Below are 25355 nucleotides of genomic sequence, written 5' to 3'. Positions count from 1 at the left end.
GGCGGCACATGAAGGAGGACAGAGCGGATGCTTCCCCAATGGACCAGGCCGCAGGAGCAGCATACGGGGCAGTGCAGGCACAGAAAGCAGTAAACCAGGCGGTTCAGATGCAAAGGGCAGCTAAAGGGACAGGCGCGGCGCAGAAAGCGGCCCACACTTCCCAGGCAGCCTATGCAGTGACCGCCGCGGCAAAAGGCGGAAGTACAGCGGCAGGGGCTGCCACCGGGACGGCATTAGGGGGACCGTTAGGAACCGTGGTCGGGGCCCTTGCCACAAGTAAGACATTCCGGAAGGTAATCGTAGGGATTTTCGCAGCCCTGTTTCTGTGGATGTTCCTGATCGCAAACATGATCGGGATTATCCTGACTTACCTGGGATTTGCAGATGCGGACGCATTTGCCAATGAAGCGCAGTCGGCGGAATTATCCAACATGAAGGTGCGGATCGAGGCCATCCTGAAAAAAGAAGAATATAAGCAGGAAATCCTTGCGTTAATTGAACAGGCAAGAGACAAAGGCCTGCAGGAGATCCAGGCGGATAAAGCCTCCAATTATGCGGAGCATGAGATTACAGTTATTGATGAATATGAGAGTAAGCTAAAAATGAATCCAAGCTATTACCTTGCCATTCTGTTAAGTGAAGTCTGGGATACCGGCACGATCCATTCTTTTTTGGGTTATTCCAGCGACTGGGGAGAGATGTCAACAGACCTTACCAGCCAGTATGATGCTTATTTCGAGGAGGCGGCACAGAAGTATGGCGTGCCTGTTGCCCTGCTGAAGGCAATGGGGATGACGGAATCAAGGTTTAACCAGAATGCGGTTTCAAGAGCAGGGGCGATCGGTGTGATGCAGCTCATGCCGGGAACGGCGGCATCCCTGGGGGTAAATCCCCACAATGCCCGTGAGAATATCATGGGCGGGGCGAAATATATGGCAAAGAACCTGGAGCAGTTTAAAGACCATTCAAACGGGCTGGAGCTTGCCATTGCCGCATACAATGCAGGTCCGGGGAATGTGATCAAATATGGATACCAGATACCGCCGTTTAAGGAAACGCAGAATTATGTGAAGACGGTACTGGGTTATCTTACGATACAGGAGCGGCGGACGGGAAGCTCTGAGGATCCGGATGAGGATTTAAGCGGCCCGTACAGCCAGCTGAAGGAGGCGGTGGCAGGACATGCAGACCGCTTTTTTTCCTGGTCGGTAATAGGGGAAACAGAAACCGATACCACAAAGACGGTATATTATCAGCTTTCAGAATCCGGGAAGACGGAAATCACAAAGGAAATATATAATAAGTTGAAAGCAGAGGGGGAAAGGGTGGCGGAAGAGGCAGTTTCGGCAAAAGTGAAATCCGTAGAATATACGTTGGCACTCATCCTAAGCTCCAGCCCTTCTTCGGGCGGCGGATATGAGTACAAATATGTAACAAGCCAGAGCACCTTTGAGCTGGTGTTAAAAGTTCTGAAATTAATGAGCGAGGGGATAGATTCCCTGAAGGACTCCTTTTTCTCCCTGTTTTCCTGGAGGGATTTTGTAACCGGGGGCGGTTCGGATTCCTATATCGGGAATATTGACGCGACCGGGGATATCATTACTTATGATACCGTAGGCAGGGGTGTAAAAAAGGTCATCTATTTTAACCAGGGGGAAGAACCCTGGAGAAATATGCCTTACGGTACCAGCACCATAGGCGCTGCCGGCTGCGGCCCGACCTCCCTGGCAATCGTGATTTCTACCCTGACAGGGCAGACGGTGAACCCCCAGACAACCTGTGCATTTTCCATCAGCAACGGGGAATATGTCTCCGGGGTGGGAACCGCGCATTCGTTTCCGACTAATGCGGCAAAGCACTGGGGTTTAACCTGTGAGCGGGTAGGGAAAGACCAGATGGACTATGTTGTGCAGTCCTTAAAAGAGGGAAAGATGGTAGTGGAAATTTGCGAGGCCTATACCATTACCGGCGGAGGCAGCGGGCATTTTATCGTCCTTACCGGAGTGACGAGGGACGGGTATATTACCATCGCCGACTGTGCGAGCAGGGAGCGGACTGGAAAGGTGTACAGCGTAAATACCATCAAATCTTATGGACGGGATTTAAGCGCCGGGGCATTCTGGATTATCGGGAAGTAAAGGAGGTTGGTGCTATGCATGGAAAGAAAAGAATCTGCAGAACAATCCTGATTACATGTCTGGTGTTTTTTATGTCTGGCAGCTGTGTGTCGGCAGAAGAAATCCCAGGAGACCTGCCTGTGATTGCCAGGTGGGAGGAAGGCTGCGGGTTTGACAGCGCCGGGATGCAGATTACAGGGGGCTGGGCGTATGACAGTGTCAATGAGGCCGGGAAATATGTATTATTTGATGAAAACGGAATGGTGCAGAGGAAAGCGGAAAGATGGGAAGGCCGGGAGGATGCAGGGGAGTATTTTACATCCACGGAGCAGGAGACGGGAACCATTGCGCTCCGTTCCGAGGTTTTTGAAGGGTTTGCGGGGGAGATTTCTGTTACGGTAGAGGAAGAAAACGGTACGGTAAAGAAATATGTCTTATCTCCCGCGAACCTGTATGAGTTTAATATACCGGCACACAGCGGAAGATACCGTATTTTGCGGGTAGAAGCGGCAGATGACGCACATGTTTATCTGGCAGAATACAGCCGGGAGCCATTTTGTATGGAAGAAAACGGGCTGTTCCTTTGCAGTATCCAAGTGACAGACCAGAAGGCAGGAGAAGTCCAGCAGAAGCAACAAGGGACTCCCGCCGAGACAGAGGACCGTCCGGAAGAAGAAAATACGGGGGAAAGGAGGCAGGCAGTGTCAGGAAGGGAAACGGTTCGTCGTAAAGATAAGATTTGGGAAGGGAGTATGGGTACACATTCCTTAGATTTGAAATATTTGTTCCTTGGCGCAGGTATCGTCGTGATACTGGCAGCCGGGCTATTGGTAAGAAGCAGAAAAAAGAAATATCATTAAAAGCGTTGGGGAAACGGCAGGAAAGGAGAAATTTCTTTAGCTGTTTCCCCGGCTATTTTGTAGGAGGTGCTTTTAAAATCGCACAGAGAGAACGGGTGGATGTCTATACTATACCACCGAATTTTGCACAGGAGGGGACGATCCTCTCCGGAAGGGTGAGGTTTCGGAATGCATTTGAGGCGGGCATTCTGGGAGTTTTTTTATTACAGATACTGTTATCTATGGACTTTGGCATACGGGTGAAAATCTATGTCGGCGTGGCGGTGCTGATTCCGGCGCTTATTTTTGCCATCCTGGGGATTCAGGGAGAGAGCCTGACCTCTTTTCTGTTCCAGTTTTTGAAGTATCTGAACAGGCGCAGGATGCTTACGGTTCCGGATGGGAAGTACAGGCTTAAGAGGAACCGGAGGCTTGCGAAACAAAAAAATAAGAGCCGGAGAGGAAAGGGAGGCGGAGATCATCGGAAACGAAGTAAAAGAACTGAAGCAAAAGCTGAGACAGGCGAAGCGGGAGGAAAAGAAAAACCAGAAGGAGGAGAAGAAAAACCGTAAGGAAGAAAAGAAAAAGAGGCAGGAGCAGATCCGGGAGGAAGAGCGGATGCGTAAGGTCCATATGAAAGAGGAAAAGGAAGTGAAGAAGGAGCTTACAAAGTCCGGACAGACAGGGGAATCTGTGGAAACAGAAAAAAATAGAAAGCAGGAGAAGGTGAAGCCGAAGCAGGAGAAGGTGCCGGAGCTTGACCTGCTTCCTGTGACATGGGTATCCTCCTATCTTCCAATCCGGCAGGTGAAAAACGGGGTCATTCTTACTACGGACCACCGGTATATCAAGCTGATTGAGATCCTGCCGATTAACTTCCTTCTGCGTTCCTCCGCGGAGCAGAGGAATATTGTCATGTCCTTTATGTCCTATTTAAAGATTGCCCCTGTGAACCTGCAGTTTAAGATCATATCGAAAAAAGCGGACATTGCGGAGTATATTGAGAAGATCAAGGAAGAAGCGGCAGAAGAAAAGGATGAACGCGTCCGGCTCTTACAGGAGGATTATGCAGGGCTGATTGAGACGCTGGGGCGCAAAGAGGCAGTTACCCGGCGTTTTTTCCTGATCTTTGAATACCAGTCTTACAATCATAATAAAAATCCGGCAGAGAAGGATGTCCTTTTGTATATGAGGTCTGCAGCGCAGACTGCAAAAAAATATCTGTCGCAGTGCGGAAACGCGGTACTGGAGCATGAGAATGATACCCGTTTCCTGGTGGATGTGCTGTATCAGATTTTAAATCGGAGAACCAGTGTCTATGAATCGCTGGAAGAGCGTACCCGGAAGGTAGCGGATTACTACCGCCGGGAGAACGGGGAGGACAGTATCCGCCATATCCCGGTGACAGAACTGATTGCGCCGGAAAGCATTGATTTCAGGCACCGGAACTATCTGGTGATGGACGGGCTGTATTACAGTTATCTTCTGATTCCTTCCCATAAATATCGGACAAAGGTTCCGGCAGGCTGGATTTCCCTGCTGATCAATGCAGGAGAGGGGATTGATGTGGATCTGTTCTTCTTTAAGCAGGATAAAAGCCGGACAATGGAACGGATTGGAAGGAGGATCCGGCTGAACCGCTCCAAGATTAAGGATACGTATGATACGAACAGTGATTTTGATGACTTAAGCGAATCCATCCATGCCGGGTATTATCTGAAGCGGGGACTAGGCGGCAGCGAAGATTTTTATTACATGAGTACGCTGATCACCATTACCGGGCGCAGCCAGAAGGAAGTGGAATGGCGGGTCAAGGAGATGACGAAGCTTCTAAATTCCCAGGATATCGGAACGGTAAGCTGCCTGTTCCGGGAAGAAGAAGCGTTTTTGTCCTCCATGCCGATCCTGAATCTGGATAAGAAGCTCTATGAGCGGTCCAAAAGGAACGTGCTGACTTCCGGGGTGGCAAGCTGCTATCCCTTTACTTCCTATGAGATGTCGGATAAAGACGGGATTATGATGGGGGTAAATAAGGCGAACAATTCCCTGGTGATTGTGGATATCTTTAATACGAAGATTTACAAGAATGCAAACATTGCAATCTTAGGGACATCCGGCGCAGGAAAGACCTTTACCATGCAGCTGATGGCGCTTCGGTTAAGGCGGAAGAATGTGCAGGTATTTATCATTGCGCCGGATAAAGGCCATGAATTTGCCAGGGCATGTACAAATACAGGCGGAGCCTTTATCCAGATTTCCCCGGCTTCCCCGAACTGTATCAATATCATGGAGATCCGGCCGGCGGATACGTCTGCCAGTGAACTGCTGGACGGCTATACGGTGGAGCGTTCGGAGCTGGCAATGAAGATCCAGAGCCTGCATATTTTCTTCAGCCTCCTGATTCCGGATTTAGACCATGAGGAAAAGCAGCTTTTGGATGAAGCGCTGGTCATGACTTACGCGGAAAAAGGGATTACCCACGATAATAAAAGCCTGTTAAATGCGGCAGCCCCTGGACGCTATAAGGAGATGCCGATTCTGGGAGATTTATATGAGGTGCTTCTTCGTAAGCCGGAATGCCGGAGGATGGCAAACATTTTAAACCGCCTGGTACATGGTTCGGCATCCACTTTTAACCAGCAGACAAATGTAGATTTATCCAATAAATATGTGGTACTGGATATCTCGGAGCTTTCCGGGGATCTGCTGCTTGGCATGTTCGTCGCCCTGGATTTTGTCTGGGCGAAGGCGAAAGAGGACCGGACGGTGGAGAAGGCAATCTTTATTGATGAGGCATGGAAGCTTCTGGTGTCAAATGAACTGGCCGGGGAATATCTTCTGGAGATTTTCAAGGTCATCCGTGCCTATGGCGGTTCGGCAGTCTGTGCAACACAGGATCTGGTAGACTTCTTTGCATTAAAGGGAGGGAAGCTGGGGCGAGGGATTCTTAATAATTCCAAGACAAAGATCATCCTGAACATGGAGACCAGCGAAGCCGGGAACATCCGGGAGGAGCTGGATCTGTCGGAAGCAGAGGCCATGTCCATTACCCGGTTTGAACGGGGAACCGGCCTGATCTCTACTAACAGTAATAACCTGACCGTTGATTTTAAGGCAAGCCAGCTGGAAAAGGACCTCATCACAACAGACCGAAAGGACCTTAAGGAGTTGAAACAGAGGCTTCAGAAATACGGAAACCAGGCATACGGAAAGAGGGAGGAGCAGATGTAGATGAAATCGGAAATTATCTGAAAACGTATAAAAGGTGTCATAAAAAGTGTCCTTATAGGTGTCCTTCCCCCGTATGAGTGGAGATTTGCGGGAAAAGCGTCATAGAATACGTTTTGAAGGACACTTTTTATGCGTCATAATTAGGAACTGTAAAGAAACAGCAGGAAGGATTGAAATACAAAATGGAAAATCAGAATAAGCAAAAGGATGTGGAGCGGGAATTAAAGGAGCTGGTCTACAAGTACAATGTGCTTAATAAGAGCCAGATTTACGCTTATTTCGGGAAGTCCGGACGGGACAGGTTTGTAGGGCGTGCGCTTAGGAATCTGGAAAAAGAGCGTTCTGTCTACGTCTGCCAGGAGACGAAGCAGGTGGCATCAAGTGAGACAGCCCATGCAGCGTGGGAGCGGGGTCTTGGCCTTTCTGTCTGGGTGCTGTTAAGCCTGATGGATCAGAAAAAGATTGAAGAACACTTTGTGGCTTCCAGGGAAGAATATCCGGTCCGGATCGTATTTGTGGGAGACGGGGAGATCTATGATATATTATATGCCGCGCCGGAGGATATTGAGCTGACAAACCAGTTGTTTGCCCGGAAGAGCATAGACGGGTGCGGGCATATCGTGATCGTGGAGGAGCCGGAGGATATTCCCAAAATCCGGATCCCGGATGTCATCGGATACTGTACAGTGAAGGAGGAGGGTCAAATCGAATACTATCGAAAAGACAGCCGGTAATAAAGAGGCGTTCTGGAAGATGAAAAAGCAGCTGAATGAAGCGCAGAAACTGGCTTCGGATGTGGAACGCCTCCTGGCAGAGTCAAGGAATCTTGTAGCATGTTATACCAGAAGCCATGCCGAGTCCGGATACGAAAGCCTGACAGACATGGTGCTGGAGGCGTCAAAGACGGGGGAAAAGCTGACGGAAAAGTTAAGGAGGCTCTCCCTGGAGGTAGTCTTAGACGATATGAAATATGAGCAGTACCAGTCGGAGCTGGTGCGGATTCATGGGATAGAGGTTGCATTTTCAGACGGCATTTTGGAGGTGACAGCCCCAGTATTGGTTCCGCACCGGAAGGAAAGCTATACGGATTATCTGTATAAGCCTTTACATACGGCATTTTGGCAGTGGTGCAGGAAACGGAAGGAAGAAAACAAAGAGGTGCCGGAATTTCAGAAATGTACGGTCTGCTTTTTACACCTGTATGACCGGGAATTGCCCCTTGGCAGGGTGCGTGACCATGACAATATGGAGGAAAAGCATGTGCTGGATGTGGTCTCCAATTTCTTTCTGGTTTCTGACGGAGGGTTACACGCGGATACCTACCATCTTACCCGGATGGCAGAGCGGGATGCTACGAAAATTTATGTCATGGATGCGGAGAAATTTCCCTTATGGGTAAGGGCATTCGGGTAGTAAATCCATATCGAAAAAACAGGCGTATTTACCGATGCGATTTCGATATGGGAAAAATTAGTGGAAATGCAGGAAATATCAGAGGGTTTCGCCAGATGGGAGACTTATTTACGCCCCAAGTATCCGCTGATAGGGTACTGATTTTTGGGGCGGACAGGAGGAAGAAAGGCAGGTTCACATGAATAAGCAGGATACATTGCTGGTGCTGATTTCACTGAGCGGAGAGCTGCCTGCGGACATGGCAGAGACGGTGATTGGTTCGCCGTCCTATACAGCGGCAGTCCTTACTCGTCTTAAACAGGAGGGGTATGTGCTTGTACGCAATAAATCCGGATATAAAGGATATGTGCTGCGGGCGAAGGGCAGGCATTATGTCCTTTCTAAGTTTGGGGAGGATACGGAAAGCTTCTTAAAAGGGGCGGCCGGGACGAACCATGTGAAAGGGGAGATTGATAAACGGTTACGATTACACCGGATGAGCAAGGTATGGGTTTTCTTTTGGAAAACGGGTATTCCCATCTTTCGGAGTGAAAAGCCAGAGCTGTTTTATAAAGCTTCGGAGGATGGGAGGGGGATAAGGGCATATTACGGCAGCCAGGAATTCAAAGGGCGGACAGACGCCATCAAAGGTTCTAGGGCATGCGGGATACTGCTGGCCGGGGAGTCCGGTTATATTGTTTATCATTCCCTTTCGCAGCGGATGCGGTGGGCGAAGAAGATGGAGCGCACCATGAGGAGCTTTGCGGAGAGGGAGAGTATGAAGTGTGGGAAGCTTCGGCGGTTTGACGCGGTTGTGATGGGAGATACCGTCGAACTTCTGGCAGAGCTTTTGGAAAGTGACGGAGGGGTAAAAGGGGATTTATTCCAGATTGATGATATCTATGAGCATTATTACTATGTGCCGGGAATCCGGGAAGCAGAGATTCAGGTCATGCTCCTGGCCGACAGCAGGAAACGTGAAAAATTATACAACTTTCTCTGTACGGCTTTTGGGCAAGCGGAACATACGGAATACCAGCTGAGTGTCGGCACGGACGGTTCCGGGAATCCGGTGTATTTTTGCTATGAACTGGATCTGTGCCAACTGCTTAGGATCAGGCAGGAGACAGAGTGGAAACAGAAAGGGAATATTTTCTGCTTTTCTTACCAGAAGCCGGTGCTGGAATTATTTTTGGGAAAGAAAGTATTATATCGTGAAATCATTACAAAAAAGGTTTTGGAATTCTTAAATCAGGATGAATAGGCTGCCTGTGTAAAAATAATGGAGGTGGAGTATGGAAAATGTATTTAAAACGGGAAACCCTACTGTGGACAGGATGGGCTGTATGCAGCTAACCGGGTATGTGATTCCTGTAAGCTGGTACCGGACAATACGAAAGCCAAACGGAAGATCAAACTTAGCAGCGGTTCTGATTCTTGCAGATATTGTATACTGGTACCGGGCAGTAGAAGTACGGGATGAGATGGCGGGCGGTTTATCATCAGGGAAAAGCTCCAGACGGATACTTTGCAAAGAAGTTGTCAGGAGCTGGCAGATCAGTTTGGCTTAACAAGGAGAGGTGTTAGGAATACCATTACGGAACTGGAACAGATGGGAGTCATCCGCCGGATATCACAGACACAGGGGCTGGATAGCAGGGCGGGTTCGGATGTAATGTTTTTAGAGCTGAATATGGATGTACTGATGAAATTGACCTATCCGGAAGAATTAAAGGAAGCATTGCCAGAGGCAAAAGAGCGTTGGTCGCCGCTCCAATCCGGCAGCATGAATTTTTATCAGGAAACAGAGGAACTGGTGAAAGAACAGATTTCTTATGATGCCTTGAAAACGGATTATCCTTATGATGACCGGATTGATGAACTGCTGGGAATCATGGTGGAAGTGCTGGGTTCAGGTGCAGAGGTGATCCGGGTGAACCGGGAGGATAAGTCGGCAGAGGTGGTGAAAGCGCAGTTTCAGAAAATTGGTAAACAGCATATTGAGTTTGTCTTACACTGTATGAATGAGAGCAGTACCAGGGCAAGGAATATACGTGCACTTTTGATTACGGCGCTATATAACTCCGTAAATACGATCTCCAGCTATTATGGGAACCTGGTACAGTACCATATGGCAAATGGTGTTCAGGAAAACGGCCGGGAGTATGGAAAGAAGGTGGAAGAATAGAAAAGGACAAACGAAGGTTGGGAAAGTCTGTCGTTGTCGGGTTAGGGTTTCTGATATTGGCCTGCTATGCGGGAGGATTCCTGGAGCAGCTTTTTACGGAATCGGCGGTGCGTTTGAATCCCATACGAAATCTCTGGCATGGAATATCCCGGGTTTCAGGGTTAAAGTGTACGGCGGCAGTGATAGTCCTCTTCGGGGTAATCGCAGTACTGATTATGTTAAGGAGTTCCGGGAAGGAAACTTACGATGAGCGGAATTTTGAGATTTCCAGACAGGGAACCTACGGGACGGCAGGGTTTATGAATGGGGAGGAACAGGAAAAGGTGCTTCAGACCAACAGGCAGGCAGGAGATGTAAAAGGCGTAATCTTTGGGAGGGATTTAAAAGACGGGCAGATCTTAAGCCTGCCGGTAGATTCCAGGCTGAACCGGAACTTTGCCGTATGCGGTTCCCAGGGCAGCATGAAATCCAGGGCTTTTGCAAGGGTGATGGCGCTGCAGTGCGTCCGGCGGGGGGAGAGTATTTATTTAACTGATCCCAAGTCGGAGCTTTACGAGGATCTCTGTGCATATTTGCGTTCCTGTGGCTATACGGTCCGGCAGCTGAACCTGATCCATCTGGAGCATTCGGATGCATGGAATTGTCTCGGGGAGATTGACGATGGGAGCCTGATTGATGTATTCTGTGATGTAGTAATCCGGAATACAACAGACAAATTCGATCATTTCTATGACAATACGGAGATGGATTTATTAAAAGCCTTATGCCTTTATGTGTTCAATGATTACCCGCCGGAAAAACGGACCTTTGCGGAGGCCTATAAACTGTTGATCAATAAAAGCGTGGAAATGCTGGATGCGATTTTTGCGCGTCTCCCCACCAGCCACCCAGCAAGGGGGCCGTATCAGCTTTTTGCAAAGGCAGATAAGGTGAAGGGAAATGCGGTCTTAGGGCTTGGAACCCGCCTGCAGATCATGCAGAATAAACTGGTACAGCAGATCACGAGCCATAATGAGATTGATTTATCCCTGCCGGGAAGAGAGAAATGCGCTTATTTTTGTATTACTTCGGACCAGGACAGCACCTATGACGTGATGGCAACATTGTTTACTTCGTTTTTAAGCATTAAACTGGTACGGTATGCGGACCGGACGGAGGAACGGAGGCTGCCGGTTCCGGTACAGTTCATTCTGGATGAGTTCCCGAATCTCGGTATTGTCCCGGATTTTAAGAAGAAACTGGCAACGGCAAGGAGCAGGGGCATTGGGATGAGCATCCTGTTCCAGAACATCCCCCAGCTGCAGAATCGTTACCCGGACAACCAGTGGGAAGAAATCTTAGGAGGCTGTGATTTTTCTATTTTTTTAGGCTGTAATGATATCACAACGGCCAGCTATTACAGTGACCGGACAGGGGAGATTACGGTATCGGTTTCCTCCACCCGGAAGAATTATTATACGATGCGGGTGACCGATTACGTGCCGGAATATTCAGAATCTACGTCTCTTGGGAAGCGGATGCTGCTTCTGCCGGACGAGATCTTACGCTATCCCTTGGATCAGGGGCTTTTGATCATCCGGGGGCAGAAGGTATGCCGATTCCGGAAGATGGATTATCTGGAGCATCCGGATTCCAAACATTTGACTTTGGAAAAAGTGGAGGCGCATATCCCGGACTGGTATCAGAAGAGCCAGGAAGAAAAAAAGCAGTTTCAGATATTGGAAGGGAGGGAAAGGGCAGAACCTGGAGAAGCAAAAGAAATGGATGGGGCTATGGAAGAAACTACATTATCTCAGGAGATTGTCCTTCAGGAGAATTTTCCGGAAACTGCGATATCTGAAGAATATGGCCTGTCTGGTTTTAAAGAAGTTTCAGGAGGAGAAATAAAAGAGCCTGTAAACGGGAGAACCGCTGAAGAATCGGAACCGCCGCTTGCAGTGGATACGCCGGTCAGGAAACGGGAGCGGGTAAAGCCGGCAGGGAAACAGCAGGACGGGGCGCGCATTACAAGGGTGGAGGACTTGTTTGCAGACCACACATCCGGAAGGAAGGAGGAGTCATGAAATTTACAGAGAGCATACTGGTGAAATATACATTCTTAGAATTATTGGAGCGGGAGTTTGGCATACAGTTAAGGGAAGATGAGACAGAAAAGATTGAACTGGCAAAGCAGAGCATTGAGATTTATGGCAGTGTGGAGGAATTTTATGAAGCGACCGGATGGCAGAGGGATAATCCGGAAGAGTCCGGCCGGGAGTATCTGTTAGCGCACCGGATTCTGGCAGAGATTCAGGGAAAACTATGGTATTTTTCAAGAATCCGGTATGAGGACGGGGTGAAATGTGCAGGGAAATCAGATTGCACCTAAAATGCGACGGTATTGAGACGGCTGTGAAATTGACATCCGATACCGTCCGGTTTAAAATGGTAACTGTAAAAGAGTGCAGGACACGAAAGAGCAGTCAGGGATGGCTGTTTTTTTAGTGTCTGTTTTAATGTGGAGGAGGTTTGTAATGGCAGAAATAAAAAAAGCAGCAAAGGGAGAAACAGAGCAGAAAGTCCCCAGAGCGGTATTGTCGGAAGGAATTCTGACAATCGAGGTGGATTCCCACGTGGAGACACCGGAGGAACAGGAGGATGCCAGATGGCATCAGCTGTTGAATGCGCAGCGTACCAGGAAGATCCTCACCGGGCAGCTTGCCGGTATTGAGAAGCTGGAGAGCGGATGGGTGGTTGCGGTTACTTATTATAACGGATTCCGTATCATTATTCCGATGGATGAGATGATGATCAACCTTTCCGGGGATGGAAAAGAACATGCGGAAACCTTAAACCGGCAGACCCGGATCGCCAACAACATGCTTGGCAGTGACATTGATTTCATTATCCGGGATCTGGACGAAGCAAGCAGGAGCGTGGTAGCCTCCAGAAAGGATGCCATGCTGAAAAAGCGCCAGACCTTTTATACCTCGGAGAATGAAGGGGAAAAACCGATGCTGTATCCGGGGCGCGTGGTGGAGGCCCGTGTGATTGCGGTAGCCCCAAGGGTCGTACGGCTGGAGGTCTTTGGCGTGGAAGTATCCGTACGGGCAAGGGATATGGCCTGGGAGTGGATGGTGGATGCCGGGGAGAAATTCCAGGTCGGGGAACTGGTGTTAGTGACGGTCAACCAGATCCGGATGAAATCTATTGAGGACATGGAAGTTTCCGTAGATGCTAAAAGCGCGGCGGCCAATGTGAGTAAGGACAATTTAAAAAAATGCGTCCGGCAGGGGAAATATGTGGGGATCATTACGGATGTTTATAAGGGGACTTACTTTATGCGGCTCAATATCGGGGTGAATGCGGTGGCCCATTCCTGTAACATGGCAAGCCTTCCCTCTAAGCGGGATGAGGTCGGGTTCGTGGTAACAAGGATCAATGACCGGTACGAAGTGGCAGAGGGGATCATTACCAGGCTGATCAAAAGGGGAACCGTATAATGCCCCGGTGAGGGTATCGGAATCATGATACATGCTCCGGCAGGAGTCTGTATCATGGGAATCCGGGATAAAAATTTAGAAATATTTTAGATGGGAAATCTAAAAATTCTGTTGACTTGCAAAAACCGGATTGTTTACAATACCTGAAATTAACAAAAACAGGTTTCAGGAGGAGGGGTATCAATGAAGAAAAGAAAGAAAAAGCCCGTACAGACTACACTGCGCTGTCCATACTGCGGCAGGACGGCACGCCTGCGTCCGGCAGCTTACGTCTATGGGGATGATACGCTGGATGCGGATAGTTTCCTGTATGTATGCGACGGGTATCCGGATTCCTGTGACGCCTATGTGGGGGCACATAAGAAATCCCTGCTCCCGAAGGGGACGCTGGCCGACAGTGAGTTAAGGCACAAGAGAATCCTGGCACACCGGGCGCTGGACGCGCTGTGGAAGCAGGGGTATATGACCCGGCACAGTACTTATATCTGGCTGCAGACCCGGCTGTGCCTGCGGGAAAAGGATATGCATATCGGCATGTTCTCTGATTACTACTGCGGCCAGACCATCCGGGAATGTGAGGAGTTTATGAAATGGCATAAGGAGAGCCGGAAAGGAGGAAAATGCGCGTGAAGGAAAAGAAAGAATCTGACAGAAAGGATATAAGACATGCGGTTGATGGCAAAAGAAGAGGATATTTATAAGCTGATGGATGTAAGGGACCGGTACCTTTATGGCGCCGGGTTCTGCCTGGCAGCGGCGGCTGTTTCCGGTTATCTTATGATGCAGCAGGTCTTTTTCTGGGACTGCCTGTACTTTACTGCCGTATTCGGGTTTTGCAGTATCTTATGCCTTTGTCTGGCAGGGAAGGCCGGCCGGCAGGTCATGGAAGCGGGGTGCTGTTATCTGGAGCTTGACGGGGAATCGCTGGCGGTCTGCCAGCCGGAGCAGAACGGACGGTATGAATCCTGCAGGATTTTTTACAATGAGATGGAAAAGATTGTAGAGGGCAGCAGGCGGGGAATTCCTGAATTTTATGTTGTCACAGGGAAGGCGGCGGACAGGGAGAGCTTCATCCTTCTGGATGAGGAGGAACAGGCACGGCAGATCTTCTGTGTCCGGTCCCTGGGCTATGGAAACGAGGAGTTCAAAAATTTTTACCGGAAACTTCGGTGGGAAGTGCCGGGGAAGGTACGGGTGATCGGCACCAGACATCAGACGGTGTGGGACCGGAAGAAGAAACGTAAGGGCGTGTATATTGTACTCGCATTTGTTTTGTGCTACCTGATCCCTAAGCTGCTTTTGGTTCTGGAAATTTTATAGGAAGCGGGGAAGGTTTATATGAAGTGGTATACGGCGGTGGGAGTGAAACTGGAATCGAGAGACGGTGCATTCCGTGTCCGGGCAGGGAGAGATACAAAGAACCTGCTGGGAGTGGAATGTTACGTATGGAACACGCTGCTCTGGTCTTTTACCCAGGAGGCAGAAATCTACGAACGGATGGTGTGGTTGCTTAAGCTTACATTTCCAGGGCAGCCGGAGAAGACAGACATTGACCGGGAGGAATTTCAGCTCTGTCTCAGGCGGCTTCTTACTAGGGGGCTGGTTGCATGCCGGGAAGCTGAGACGATGGAGGGAGCAGCAGAAATATTTTTAAAGGCTGCGAATGTAGCATGTGTAGGCAGGACCTGGGGAGAGCGGTTCCTGTTATTTTGTGAAAGTGCAGCGGATGGGGGCACGTTTCGGGATTCTGTCCGGGTATTCCAGAAAAGCCCGCTGGAGAAGGCACACCGACAGTTATTAAAGGATATCCAAAGCGGCGGGGAAACAGGCTTTTCTCTTGAAAGGGCAGAGGAAGGGCTTCTTGGGAATATCATGGAGCTGCATCAGAACAGGCTGTTATTCATCCAGTCTGTAAAGGAGGGATCACTTGCATAAAAAGAAAAAATCAAAAAAGATGGAAGACCTGGTATCCTATGTAAGCCAGCAGCTCGAAGGAATCCAGAGCATACCGTCCGTATTGGCAGACAGGGCATTAAAGATTGGTGCGCTGTCTTTTTTTGCGCTGTTTCTTGGCAGCTATATGGGAAGGCAGATGGGTTCGGCCAGTTTCATTTTCTGGTCCGTGGAGCTCTGTATCTTTGGCTTATTCTATTCCTTCCGTCTGCTTCGGTGCGGGGAAAAGCGGGAGTACGAGACCGTGGAGGGAATGGTTTATGAGGTGAAGGGGAGATATTCCATTGGACGGGTCTGTAAGGTGGGAGTCCGGATGGAGGACGGGAGGATGGTAAGGCTTCTGATGGATAAGCGGTACCGGTTCCGGATTGGGAAAACCTACCGCTTTTATTTTCATAAGGATAAGCAGAATGTCCTTACCGGAATGAAGAATCTGGACGCGGCGCTGAATATCGGTTCCTTTTATGGGGTGGAGGAACTGGAATAGCGTGTTGATAGGGCCGGGAGGAGATTTAAGGCTTTGGGGCAAGGAAGAACGAAGGCATGGTTCGAGTCCATGCCGCCCTGTTTCGTGCTATGCCGGCACGGAAATAAAAGAAAAGGAGATAAGGAGATTATGGCAAAAATGACAGGTACAGTGAAATGGTTCAGTGCAAGGAAAGGTTACGGCTTCATCAGTGATGAGACGGAAAAGGATTATTTTGTACATTTTTCGGAGATCCAGACAGAGGGTTTCCGGACGCTGAAGCCCGGCCAGCAGGTAACCTTTGAGGCCGCAGAGGATGAGCAGGGCAGGGAGCTTGCAAAAGAGGTCTATCCGGAAGATGCGGTAGCAGAGGAAGAAGAACTTGAATAATCAGAAGCAGGATTGTAAAGGGCTGCAGCCAGCAGAGACAGAGGCAGGCTGTGGCAGATTCTAAGTAAGAAAATTTGGAGCTCATAAATCAATATCTTGTGGTTTTGACTTCTTGAATTTTAAAATAAGCACAATATATAGTATAAATTGGATTGACACAAGCTAGATGTTGTGCTATTCTTATGGTGAATTAAATTTTTGCTGGTTCCGAAGACGGACAGGCAGGTATTTATTTTGTTCCGGTAACATTTGCCGGAAGTGAACTTTTAAGCGCGGGGCGCTTCAGAAAAAACGGGCATATAAAAGTTAGAAAGACGCAAAAAGCAGAGGATTCTTTTTGTGTCTTTTTTTGCGCCCGTAAGAGAGAAAGGAGGTACACGAATGAAGAGGTACAAAAAGGAGGAAGAGCATGCAGACGGTTGAGGTAAAATGGGACGACATCAACAAGCTAGATCTTTGGATGCTCCAGAACATGGGAGAGGACGGCTATCTTTTCGAGGTAAATGACGGGAGGATACGGAATATCCTGATGTCTGCCGCATATCCGGTTTAGGAAGCCGTCTTAAGAAAGGAGCGTTATGTATTACCATGATGATTTTGGAAAAATATTTGAAACGGAACTGGATTTCCACGAATATCTGGCCGAAATAGACGGACGGGCGCGGTGGCTTCGGACACCTGCAAAACAGTTAAGGGTGCTGACAGTGGCAGAAGCGCCGGACGCTATGAAAGAAACGGAAGGAATGCCGGATATCCTGGCAGACACCAAGAAGCATACCGGACTGCTTTTACAATGCCCCCATGGAGTCTTTCCCATTGGGAAAACGGCAGTCGGCACGTTAAAGGACCGGGCGCGGATCAAAGGGAGCGCGCTTGCGGAAGTGAAAACGGCGGTGCTTGCCGATATCCTGAACAAATGTCTGAAGGTAGCAAAAGGAAATGCGCTGCTTCGGATCTCGGAAGGCAAGGTAAGGGGCGTATTGTCCGGGGATGAGGCAGACTACGCGATCATTTCCATGCCGGAGCTTTTTATGATCGCCTCGGCTTACATCAGCGCCGGGCAGGAGGCTTCATTCTGCCACGGATATGCAGACCATTACCTGGCGCAGATCACCTGGCAGATGAGCAGCAACGACCTGACGAAGACGTATGGGGAGCTGATGGAGGAACATGGAAAGAAACCCTTTGGGGATATTCAGGTATTCATCCGTGTTGTCAGCTCGGATGTCGGCGCATCCGGGGCGAATATTTTCTATTCCATGATGGACGGGAACCACACCATTATCCTTGGAGAAGCGCTTCGGATCAAGCACCAGTACAAACGGGGTCTGGAGGAATTTACCTGCAATATGGAGTCCCTCTTTCAGTATTACAAGCAGAAGCTGAAAGACATTGGACGTCTCTGCGACATCCAGATCCGTTATCCGGCAAATACTTTATCGGAGCTTATGAAGAAGCAGAGCTTTGGCAAGAAGCTGATTGCTGAGACGGTAGAACGCTTTAAAGCAGCATTCGGGGAGGAACCCTGCAGCGCCTATGAAGTCTACTGTGGATTGTGCGAATCCCTCTTCTTTGCGAAGAAGCATGACAGCAGTACGGCGAGCCTGATGAAGCTGGAGGAAAAGATCGCAAGGTGTATCGCGGCGCGGTGGCACGATTATGATATTCCGGGAGAACTGTCATGATGAAGCTTATCAGGGAAGATTTATCTATGCTTCCAGCATGGGTAGGATTAAACGAGCGTACCGTTTCTTTTTTTGAATGGCTGACGGATGGGGAGGCAGCACCCTGGAAATGCGGGGATGCCTTTCTGATAAAGGTAAGACAGAGGAAGGATTATTTCCTTTATATCGGCTGTGGGAAAGGGAATGTGCTGGAAATAGGGGAGAACCTGATATTTGTAGGCATGTTCCGGTGGAAGGACTGCGGGCTGTATGATATAAAGGAACCCTTACGGAAGCTGCTTAGAATACCGGATGAATTTGATTTTCCGGGGAAAGCAGACGCAAGGAAAGAAGCGGGAGAGATTGCCAACCGGAAAGCCTTTCTTCTCATCACGCGGGACTGGGATGCGATCCTTCAGGAAGCCCGGCGCGAAAAGAAGCAGATGATTCCGAAGATTACCCGGAGCGAGATCCAGAAGCAGGCAAAAGAGTATGATCAGGCCGGAAAGACAGAGGAAGAAATCCGTTTTCAGCCGGAAGTTCCTGTCAGCCAATATTTTTCGGACCACTGTTATCTCTTATTTCTGGATAATAAGGAATGGGTAGCCGAAAGGATTGCAAGGCAGTGGGTGCTGGAGAATGCAGCGTATATTTCTAGGCAGCGGACCTGGTATGGCTGTATCCGGAATGAATTCAGGGAAATCAAAAAAGCGGCCGAAAGGCGGAAACAATGAAAAGAGAAAGAACAGATAAGACTAGGAGGAAACGAATCAATGGGAAAATATCAGTATATGAATCTGGAACAGAAGCTTGCAAAGATCAGAAAGAAGATGCCGGTACTTTTGAAAAAGTATCATAATGAGGAGTCAGACTATGATTTCGCTACACTGGATGATATCTATGAATCCCTGACGCCGGCGCTCAATAAATACGGGGTCAATTTTGATATCGTAGGGGAGAAGCCGACACAGTTTGACACCAACGGGAATCCGGAATATCTGACGCTGGATAAGGATAATTATTGGAGATATGAGTCAGACCTGGAGCTTTGCTGGACGAACATTGATAATCCAAAAGAAGTGAACAGGGCGGTGATCCATATCATAGGAACCAATGAAATTCCGGATAAAGCCCATGGCACGGCTCTGACTTATGGACTGAAATATTATTTCCGGAATAAATTCTGTATGCGCCAGCTTGGGAGCGTACAGGAAGATCCGGACGGTATGGGATACAGCACGGAAGAGGCGGAAACAGATGCAGAAAGGAATCCTTCTTCTCAGCATCGGAATGAGAAAGGAACGAAATCTGAAAATTCTGTTTCGGAAAAGAAAGACAGAAAAGAGATGGAAGCAAAATCCGGGAAAAACAGGATTCCCGGAAATGCCTGCCCGGAGCCAAAGGAAACGATGGAGCCTGGAGATGGTGAGAAATCAGCGAAACCGGAACATCTTAGGAACGGGGGAAAGGAACCGGAAAAAGACGGCATAAACGGAGAAAAATCCGTACCGGAAGCGAAGAAATCCAAAATTCCTGTAAAGAATGAGAAGCCGGGAGAACCGCAAGGGAAAACAGAGAAAGCGGACAGCCAGCGGACGGAAGCGGTAAAACAGCCGGAAGAGGCAGAAGACGGCTTTCATACGGTGGATGAAGGGGAAGTCCCGTTTGATGAAAGCGGTTTCCTGGATGAACTGGAGCAGGAGATGGAAGAACAGACGGAAGATGCAGATTCCGGGCTGGAAGCGGCAAAAAACTTTGTCTGCACCTTTGGACTCTATAACGGGACAACTTTGGGAGAGATGATGGTTTCCGGAATAAAAGGGCTGGAAGCTGTGAAGTGGATTGCAAACCGTTATAAGGGGCCGGATAAAAGTATGGTCGAGGCTGCAAAGCTTCTTTTAGAAAATCAGGATCTGGTGATCATGCAGCAGGCAGCATAAAGAATGAACAGACATGGTCCTATTACGGGGCCATGTTTTTTATCAGTATACTAAAGATCCTGCCAGCTGCAGGTTCTGCGGTTAGGAGTGAGAAGATGAAAGCAAAACCATTTACCATTACGGAGGTGGGCACACTGCTAGGAGTGCAGAGACTGCCCGGCGGTAATGAGGATTCCTACAATGTGGTCTGCCCTTTCTGTGGGGATGAGAGAGGAAAGTGCAATTTTATTGTGATCAAGAACGGCGAACTGGTCAATGTCTACCATTGTTTCCATTGCGGAGCAGGCGGCAATATGCTGACTTTGTATGCGGATTTGAATGGAATCTATGGGGAGAACCGTTACCAGCGGGCTTATTGGAAGATACAGGAAGAACTGCCGATGGGGATACAGGAATGTAAGATGCGCGAGAAGCGGGTGCTGTTAAGAGAAAAGCGGTGTAAGGAGCAGCTGGCAGAGCCGGTGGACTATGAAAAGAGGGATACGGTCTACCGGGAGATGCTGAAGCTGTTAAAATTATCTTACCGGCATAAGGAAGATCTTAGGAGGCGCGGCCTGACGGAAGAGGAGATTTCCCGGATGGAGCAGCTGGGGTATCGAAGTACCTGTGCTGAGGATTCCGTGTCGATTGCAAGGAGACTCATAAAATCTGGCTGCAACCTTATGGGTGTGCCTGGATTCTTCGTCAACCGGAATGGTGACTGGGAGATTGCCTTTTATAAAAAGAACAGCGGTTATCTCTGTCCGGTCTGGTCTTTTGACGGCCGTTTGGCAGCGTTCCAGATCCGGCTTGATGTCCCTTATCAGAAGCGGAAGTATATCTGGCTTAGCAGTGCAAAGCTGAATAAGGGGTGTTCACCGGGAAGCCCGGTGAGCCTTTCCGGAGATCCAGATGTACGGAGGGTGTTTGTGACGGAAGGGATTTTAAAGGCGGAGATCACCCACCAGAGGACCGGGGAAACTTACATCGGGAATCCTGGAGTAATGAACCACAAGGAGCTTAAGCAGATGCTCATTCAGTTAAAGGAGCAGGGGCTTCAGGAAGTGGTAGAAGCAAATGATATGGACAAGCTGATGCGCCTTGACTGCCACGAGGATTATGGACCGGAATGCAGGACCTGTAATGCATATGGCCTGGAATGCCCGAAAAAGAAGGAAAAGCGGGAGCAGATCCGCAAAGGGTGTCTTAAACTTTATGAGATTTGTGAGGAACTTTCCTTAAGCTGCAGCCGCGCGGCGTGGGATACCGATGGAGAAGGCATGTGGCAGGGGCAGTATAAAGGGATTGATGACTGGGAGCTTCGGAAACCGGAAGATTTCTATGAAAAAGCTGCCGCTTAGTTGGTACAATGTATTTAATTGTCAGAACGCAGAAGACATCAAAGAGAAAGATTGAAAAGGTTTATGGAAGATTTCAAGAAAAGGAGCAGGGAAGATGGATAATGTAAAGAAAATTTCCCCAGTAGGGGAAAGCTGGAGCGAATACAGAAAGAAACATTATTCGGCGGAAGAAATTAACGCAAATGATTTGATGATTAAGTTGGTAGGAGAGAATAAGGACCAGAAAGGAAAAGCATATATCGCAAAGGGAATTGGAGGATATGACAGGAGTTAAGCAGTCTGTGATTGCAAGGATGGAAAGCGGAAAAACGGATCCCCAGTTATCAACAATTTTAAAATTGCTGGTATCCATGGGAAAAACGCTTACAATCGTTCCGCTGGAGCTGTCTGAAAAATAGGTTGCCGAATACGGTTATAAATAAAAGAGAATAGAGGTAAATAAAGGCTCTGGAGCAGGTATGTTTCAGGGCTTTTTTCATGCCGTCATGTGCGGGAAGAGCCGCCGGCGGCAGTTCTTTCATTTCCAACATCCATCAGGGCATAGAAAAGCGGGGCTGTTTGATACAGTTCCGTTTTTTTATGCCCTGATACGCGTTTCTATGTATACGGCAAAAAGAAAGGAGGAGAGGAAGTATGGGGACACGCAGCCCACCGGTTTTTGTATTTGTTTTTTGTAATACGATGACAAAATGAAATTTCAAGGGAGGAAATTTATGATAAAAAACGCAAAGCAGTTTTTGCACAGGCTGTCCGCTTTTTTGCTGGTAGTCCTTGTAGTGGCAAGCGCATTACTTTCTAATAGTATGCCGGTTTATGCGGCAGACGGCACCATTAATTATCATGCGGGAGCCCATATCCCGTATGGAAGCTATTCCACATCCCGTATGACCTTTGACGGGAGCAATACGGCCTATTGTGTGGAGCCGAAGGAATCCACACCGCCCTCTGGAACCTATTCCTATAACCTGCTGGGGAATAGCTCGCCTCTTAGGAAGGCGCTGTATTACTTGAACGGTGGGTACGGGTATGATAAGCATATCAAAAATCAGTATTTAAGCGGCTGGTCGGATGATAATTCCTATGTGATCGGGCATCTGGTGGTCGCTTATATTTATGCGGATTATTCCGCTTCTACCGGCGCTTTTTACGGTGCGCCACAGAGCTATATTGACAAGGCGGTGGAAGTGGCAAATGCCATCAAAGATCTTCCAGCGCCTCCGGAGACCTTCCGGGCCTTCATCATTCCGGGAAGAGGCAGCCAGACATTGGTAGGGAGCTGGTATCAGGTTCCTTACGGTTATATTGAACTTCGTAAATCCTCTGCCAATGCAGCGGTTTCCGATGGGAACGGTAATTACTCCCTAAAAGGTGCGGAATATGGCATTTATAAGGGAGAAAAGCAGGTGGCAAAATTAACGACAGATCAGAACGGTTACGCAAAATCCGGGGAGCTGGAAGCGGGAAGCTATAGCGTGAAAGAGCTGACTGCATCAAAGGGCTATATCGTAGATGTGACCGCACACAATGTCACCGTGGAGCCGGAAAAGACAACCGCGCTTGCGGTAACGGAAGTTCCGCAGAATCAGCCGATGGATCTGCTCCTTCAGAAGCTGGACAAGGAGATGAAAAAAGCGGAGCCACAGGGATGCGCTTCCTTGGCAGAAGCGCAGTTTACGGTGAAGTTTTATACGGAGCAGTCTGATACGGATCCGGCTGCAGGCGGTGCGAAACCGGCGCGGACTTGGATTTTTAAGACAGATGCGGAAGGGAAAGCGCATTTTTCCAAGAGTTATTTCGTATCCGGGGATGCATTTTATACTCAGGCAGACGGGAAAACGCCTTGTCTTCCCCTTGGAACGGTAACGGTACAGGAGACGAAAGCTCCGGCCGGATATTTTGCCAATGATACGGTATTTGTACAGAAGATTACCGCTGGCGGCGGAAAGGAAACGGTATCCTGTTATAATGCGTCCTCCGTGGAGGAGCAGATTTACCGTGGAGGAGTAAAAGTACAGAAGCGCGATCTGGAAACGAAGAAGGCAGAGCCACAGGGCAGCGCGTCCTTAGAGGGCGCAGTATTTACTATCACTTCCTTAAATGACCATCCGGTGATTGTGGAGGGGAAGACCTATACGAAAAATCAGGTTGTAATGAGCCTGGCAACAGACGGCAAGGGAACCGCTTCCACAAAGAAGGATGCACTTCCCTTCGGGCATTACCGCGTGGACGAGACGAAGGCGCCGGAAGGCTATCTGAATGAGGGGAAGCTTTCTACGGAATTTGACATCGTAAAAGACGGTGAGATTGTGGATCTGACTTCGGAGGACAAGGCAATCTTAAACCAGGTCATCCGCGGGGATCTGGAACTGGTAAAAGTGTCAGACGGGGAGCAGAAACGGCTTTCTGATATTCCGTTTTCCATTACCTCTGTAACCACCGGGGAAAGCCATACGATTGTAACAGATAAGAACGGTTATGCCAGTACAGCTGCAAAATGGAATAAGCATACCCATAACACCAATCAGGGGAAGACTTCGGAGGACGGAGTATGGTTTGGAACTTCCAAACCGGACGATTCCAAAGGCGCGCTGATCTATGATACTTATACGGTGGAAGAACAGCGTTGCAAGGCAAATGATAGTATGGATCTTTTGAAGTTCGAGGTGACCATCTATAAAGATTCCGTTACGGTAGATTTAGGGACGCTTACAGACGATCAGATTGAGATCGGAACCACTGCGTTAGATCAGGAGACCGGCACCCACATGAGCAAGCCGGAAAAGGAAGTGACACTGATTGATACGGTGGAATATTCTGGGCTGAAGAAAGGGCAGAAATACAAAGTAATCGGTACGCTCATGGATGCAGAGACTGGGGAGGCTGTCCTAATTGATGAAAAACCAGTAACCGCTGAGACGGAATTTACCGCAAAGAAATCTTCCGGAAAGGTAGAGGTCGCATTTACCTTTGATGCAACTTCTTTAGAGGGGAAAACGACGGTCATCTTTGAGGAGCTTCAGCAGGACGGGCAGAAGCTGGCGGTCCATGCAGATTTAAAGGATACAGACCAGCAGATTTCTTTCCCGGAGATCGGCACAAAGGCAAAGGATTCGGATACGGAAGAAAATATTTCCAGTGCGGATGAGAAAGTCAAGCTGACGGATACGATTTTCTTTAAGGGCCTGGTGCCGGATCTGGAGTATGTGGCAACCGGAAAGCTGATGGATGTGGAAACCGAGGAACCGCTTTTAGACGGGGAGGAGCCGATTACCGCCCAGACCACATTTACGCCGAAGGAGAGCGAGGGTACGGTGGATGTGGTGTTTACCTTTGATGGAAGCTCCCTGAAGGGCAAAAATACGGTGATCTATGAATCCATTACCCAGGAAGAAAAAGAGGTGGGGATGCATGCCGATCCGGAATTTAAGGACCAGCAGATGTTCTTCCCGGAGATTGGCACGAAAGCGATCTGCCCGGAGACCGGAAGCCAGATGGCGCTGCCAAAAGAAGAACTGACGATTACAGATACGGTTTCCTATCATCTGGTTCCGGGGAAGGAATATAAGCTGACCGGAACCCTGATGGATAAGGAGAGCGGGGAGCCGCTGTTAGTAGATAAAAAGCCGGTGACTTCCGAGCTTACATTTACGCCGGAGGAAGAGGAAGGAAGCGTGGAATTATCCTTTACCTTTGATGCCAGCGCTTTAAGGGGAAAAACAATCGTTGCATTTGAATCCGTTTCCTATCAGGAGAAGGAGATTGCGGTTCATGCGGATATTAATTCGGCTCCACAGAGCATCTATTTCCCGGAGATTGGCACAACTGCAAAAGACGGGAAAGACGGGGATCAGGAGGCATTTGCAGAGAAGGAGACACAGATCATAGATACGGTTGCTTATAAGGGCCTGATTGCCGGGGAATCCTATCGGCTTGTCGGAACCCTGATGGATAAAGAGACCGGAAAAGAAGTACTGATAGATGGGAAGCCTGTAACCGCGGAAACGACTTTTAAACCGGAAAAATCGGAAGGAACCGCCGATGTCACCTTTACCTTTGATGCAGAGGCGCTTAAGAGGCACGATGTGGTTGTCTTTGAAAAGCTTTTTGTTACGGTGAAAGAAGAGGACAAGGAAAAAGAGATAGAGCTGACCAATCATGAAGATATAGAAGCAGAAAGTCAGACCGTAAAGCTGACGGAAGTACCGACAGAGCCGGAAAAGCCTGCGGATACACCGGATGCTCCGAAAACGGGGGATACGACAAATCTTTGGATTCCGATTGCTGTCTTCGTGGTGGCACTTGCAGGAATTGTTGCTGTGATTATCCGTATCCGCAGGAAAAAGTTTTAAAAGC

Annotated in this window: 25 protein-coding genes; all 25 read left to right on the top strand. The window is 48.8% G+C overall.

Annotated elements, in window-relative coordinates; genetic code table 11:
- The first annotated feature begins 8 nt into the window (after positions 1–8).
- The 25 genes from EBB54_RS12450 to EBB54_RS12350 all read left to right on the top strand — a co-directional run bounded on the left by EBB54_RS12450 (position 9) and on the right by EBB54_RS12350 (position 25351).
- Entirely contained in the window at positions 9–2138 is a 2130-nt protein-coding gene (locus EBB54_RS12450) for a transglycosylase SLT domain-containing protein (RefSeq protein ID WP_125127654.1), read from the top strand.
- A 14-nt stretch (positions 2139–2152) separates the two neighbouring features.
- Positions 2153–2977, top strand: coding sequence for a hypothetical protein (locus EBB54_RS12445; RefSeq protein WP_125127653.1), 825 nt, complete (start codon positions 2153–2155; stop codon positions 2975–2977).
- 5 nt (positions 2978–2982) lie between these two features.
- On the top strand, positions 2983–3528 hold the full coding sequence (locus EBB54_RS30680; RefSeq protein ID WP_193554353.1) for a hypothetical protein: 546 nt from the start codon (positions 2983–2985) through the stop codon (positions 3526–3528).
- 46 nt (positions 3529–3574) lie between these two features.
- Complete coding sequence (locus EBB54_RS12440; RefSeq protein ID WP_193554408.1) at positions 3575–6187, top strand: VirB4 family type IV secretion system protein; 2613 nt, start codon at positions 3575–3577, stop codon at positions 6185–6187.
- Between the two features lie 182 nt (positions 6188–6369).
- A complete protein-coding gene (locus EBB54_RS12435) occupies positions 6370–6921 on the top strand; it encodes a DUF5697 family protein (protein ID WP_125127652.1) in 552 nt (183 codons plus the stop codon).
- A gap of 19 nt (positions 6922–6940) precedes the next feature.
- Positions 6941–7600 (top strand): DUF6100 family protein, encoded by a 660-nt coding sequence (locus EBB54_RS12430; RefSeq protein WP_125127651.1) that lies wholly within the window; start codon positions 6941–6943, stop codon positions 7598–7600.
- 178 nt (positions 7601–7778) lie between these two features.
- A complete protein-coding gene (locus EBB54_RS12425; protein ID WP_125127650.1) occupies positions 7779–8843 on the top strand; it encodes a hypothetical protein in 1065 nt (354 codons plus the stop codon).
- Between the two features lie 31 nt (positions 8844–8874).
- The gene (locus EBB54_RS31895) at positions 8875–9150 is read left to right on the top strand and encodes a hypothetical protein (protein WP_330554493.1); all 276 of its coding nucleotides are present in this window, start codon (positions 8875–8877) and stop codon (positions 9148–9150) included.
- Positions 9108–9767 (top strand): DUF6017 domain-containing protein, encoded by a 660-nt coding sequence (locus tag EBB54_RS12420; RefSeq protein WP_330554492.1) that lies wholly within the window; start codon positions 9108–9110, stop codon positions 9765–9767. Before EBB54_RS31895 ends, EBB54_RS12420 begins: the two co-directional genes overlap by 43 nt.
- A gap of 17 nt (positions 9768–9784) precedes the next feature.
- On the top strand, positions 9785–11830 hold the full coding sequence (locus tag EBB54_RS12415; protein WP_330554491.1) for a VirD4-like conjugal transfer protein, CD1115 family: 2046 nt from the start codon (positions 9785–9787) through the stop codon (positions 11828–11830).
- Positions 11827–12135: a hypothetical protein gene (locus EBB54_RS12410; protein ID WP_125127649.1), complete on the top strand. Its 309-nt coding sequence runs from the start codon at positions 11827–11829 to the stop codon at positions 12133–12135. Before EBB54_RS12415 ends, EBB54_RS12410 begins: the two co-directional genes overlap by 4 nt.
- Positions 12136–12280: 145 nt before the next feature.
- Positions 12281–13249, top strand: a complete 969-nt coding sequence (locus EBB54_RS12405) for a S1 domain-containing protein (protein WP_016294871.1) — start codon at positions 12281–12283, stop codon at positions 13247–13249.
- Positions 13250–13432: 183 nt separating this feature from the next.
- Complete coding sequence (locus tag EBB54_RS12400) at positions 13433–13879, top strand: zinc-finger-containing protein (protein ID WP_125127648.1); 447 nt, start codon at positions 13433–13435, stop codon at positions 13877–13879.
- A gap of 45 nt (positions 13880–13924) precedes the next feature.
- A complete protein-coding gene (locus EBB54_RS12395) occupies positions 13925–14569 on the top strand; it encodes a hypothetical protein (protein WP_243127643.1) in 645 nt (214 codons plus the stop codon).
- 18 nt (positions 14570–14587) lie between these two features.
- Entirely contained in the window at positions 14588–15184 is a 597-nt protein-coding gene (locus EBB54_RS12390; protein ID WP_125127646.1) for a hypothetical protein, read from the top strand.
- A complete protein-coding gene (locus EBB54_RS12385; protein ID WP_125127645.1) occupies positions 15177–15689 on the top strand; it encodes a hypothetical protein in 513 nt (170 codons plus the stop codon). Before EBB54_RS12390 ends, EBB54_RS12385 begins: the two co-directional genes overlap by 8 nt.
- 33 nt (positions 15690–15722) lie before the next feature.
- Positions 15723–16058 carry a cold shock domain-containing protein gene (locus tag EBB54_RS12380; protein ID WP_456300111.1) on the top strand — a complete coding sequence of 112 codons (336 nt, stop codon included), beginning with the start codon at positions 15723–15725 and terminating at the stop codon, positions 16056–16058.
- Positions 16059–16467: 409 nt separating this feature from the next.
- A complete protein-coding gene (locus EBB54_RS30545) occupies positions 16468–16611 on the top strand; it encodes a hypothetical protein (RefSeq protein WP_016294865.1) in 144 nt (47 codons plus the stop codon).
- A gap of 25 nt (positions 16612–16636) precedes the next feature.
- A complete protein-coding gene (locus EBB54_RS12375; protein WP_125127644.1) occupies positions 16637–17743 on the top strand; it encodes a hypothetical protein in 1107 nt (368 codons plus the stop codon).
- Positions 17740–18456 (top strand): hypothetical protein, encoded by a 717-nt coding sequence (locus EBB54_RS12370; protein ID WP_125127643.1) that lies wholly within the window; start codon positions 17740–17742, stop codon positions 18454–18456. Before EBB54_RS12375 ends, EBB54_RS12370 begins: the two co-directional genes overlap by 4 nt.
- A gap of 39 nt (positions 18457–18495) precedes the next feature.
- Positions 18496–19662, top strand: a complete 1167-nt coding sequence (locus EBB54_RS12365) for an ERF family protein (RefSeq protein ID WP_125127642.1) — start codon at positions 18496–18498, stop codon at positions 19660–19662.
- 95 nt (positions 19663–19757) lie between these two features.
- The gene (locus EBB54_RS12360) at positions 19758–21002 is read left to right on the top strand and encodes a DNA primase (protein WP_125127641.1); all 1245 of its coding nucleotides are present in this window, start codon (positions 19758–19760) and stop codon (positions 21000–21002) included.
- A 94-nt stretch (positions 21003–21096) separates the two neighbouring features.
- Positions 21097–21276 (top strand): hypothetical protein, encoded by a 180-nt coding sequence (locus EBB54_RS31170; RefSeq protein WP_016294860.1) that lies wholly within the window; start codon positions 21097–21099, stop codon positions 21274–21276.
- Positions 21263–21400, top strand: coding sequence for a helix-turn-helix domain-containing protein (locus EBB54_RS31165; protein WP_016294859.1), 138 nt, complete (start codon positions 21263–21265; stop codon positions 21398–21400). The genes EBB54_RS31170 and EBB54_RS31165 overlap by 14 nt, the downstream gene beginning before the upstream one ends.
- Before the next feature lie 315 nt (positions 21401–21715).
- A complete protein-coding gene (locus EBB54_RS12350) occupies positions 21716–25351 on the top strand; it encodes a VaFE repeat-containing surface-anchored protein (RefSeq protein ID WP_125127640.1) in 3636 nt (1211 codons plus the stop codon).
- Positions 25352–25355 lie beyond the last annotated feature (4 nt).

The organism is Schaedlerella arabinosiphila (assembly GCF_003885045.1).
GTDB lineage: Bacteria > Bacillota > Clostridia > Lachnospirales > Lachnospiraceae > Schaedlerella > Schaedlerella arabinosiphila.
The sequence above is the reverse complement of the archived record's forward strand: the minus strand, read 5'-3'. Positions and strand labels throughout refer to the sequence as shown.

What these genes read in the sequence shown, in the direction of transcription:
- EBB54_RS31165 (WP_016294859.1), top strand. Translation starts at nt 21,263, where the DNA reads ATGACAGGAGTTAAGCAGTCTGTGATTGCAAGGATGGAAAGCGGAAAA.
- EBB54_RS12395 (WP_243127643.1), top strand. Translation starts at nt 13,925, where the DNA reads ATGGCAAAAGAAGAGGATATTTATAAGCTGATGGATGTAAGGGACCGG.
- EBB54_RS12450 (WP_125127654.1), top strand. Translation starts at nt 9, where the DNA reads ATGAAGGAGGACAGAGCGGATGCTTCCCCAATGGACCAGGCCGCAGGA.
- EBB54_RS12375 (WP_125127644.1), top strand. Translation starts at nt 16,637, where the DNA reads ATGTATTACCATGATGATTTTGGAAAAATATTTGAAACGGAACTGGAT.
- EBB54_RS31170 (WP_016294860.1), top strand. Translation starts at nt 21,097, where the DNA reads ATGGATAATGTAAAGAAAATTTCCCCAGTAGGGGAAAGCTGGAGCGAA.
- EBB54_RS12445 (WP_125127653.1), top strand. Translation starts at nt 2,153, where the DNA reads ATGCATGGAAAGAAAAGAATCTGCAGAACAATCCTGATTACATGTCTG.
- EBB54_RS12360 (WP_125127641.1), top strand. Translation starts at nt 19,758, where the DNA reads ATGAAAGCAAAACCATTTACCATTACGGAGGTGGGCACACTGCTAGGA.
- EBB54_RS12370 (WP_125127643.1), top strand. Translation starts at nt 17,740, where the DNA reads ATGATGAAGCTTATCAGGGAAGATTTATCTATGCTTCCAGCATGGGTA.
- EBB54_RS12400 (WP_125127648.1), top strand. Translation starts at nt 13,433, where the DNA reads ATGAAGAAAAGAAAGAAAAAGCCCGTACAGACTACACTGCGCTGTCCA.
- EBB54_RS31895 (WP_330554493.1), top strand. Translation starts at nt 8,875, where the DNA reads ATGGAAAATGTATTTAAAACGGGAAACCCTACTGTGGACAGGATGGGC.
- EBB54_RS12365 (WP_125127642.1), top strand. Translation starts at nt 18,496, where the DNA reads ATGGGAAAATATCAGTATATGAATCTGGAACAGAAGCTTGCAAAGATC.
- EBB54_RS12425 (WP_125127650.1), top strand. Translation starts at nt 7,779, where the DNA reads ATGAATAAGCAGGATACATTGCTGGTGCTGATTTCACTGAGCGGAGAG.
- EBB54_RS12430 (WP_125127651.1), top strand. Translation starts at nt 6,941, where the DNA reads ATGAAAAAGCAGCTGAATGAAGCGCAGAAACTGGCTTCGGATGTGGAA.
- EBB54_RS12405 (WP_016294871.1), top strand. Translation starts at nt 12,281, where the DNA reads ATGGCAGAAATAAAAAAAGCAGCAAAGGGAGAAACAGAGCAGAAAGTC.
- EBB54_RS12390 (WP_125127646.1), top strand. Translation starts at nt 14,588, where the DNA reads ATGAAGTGGTATACGGCGGTGGGAGTGAAACTGGAATCGAGAGACGGT.
- EBB54_RS30545 (WP_016294865.1), top strand. Translation starts at nt 16,468, where the DNA reads ATGCAGACGGTTGAGGTAAAATGGGACGACATCAACAAGCTAGATCTT.
- EBB54_RS12440 (WP_193554408.1), top strand. Translation starts at nt 3,575, where the DNA reads ATGCGTAAGGTCCATATGAAAGAGGAAAAGGAAGTGAAGAAGGAGCTT.
- EBB54_RS12435 (WP_125127652.1), top strand. Translation starts at nt 6,370, where the DNA reads ATGGAAAATCAGAATAAGCAAAAGGATGTGGAGCGGGAATTAAAGGAG.
- EBB54_RS12410 (WP_125127649.1), top strand. Translation starts at nt 11,827, where the DNA reads ATGAAATTTACAGAGAGCATACTGGTGAAATATACATTCTTAGAATTA.
- EBB54_RS12350 (WP_125127640.1), top strand. Translation starts at nt 21,716, where the DNA reads ATGATAAAAAACGCAAAGCAGTTTTTGCACAGGCTGTCCGCTTTTTTG.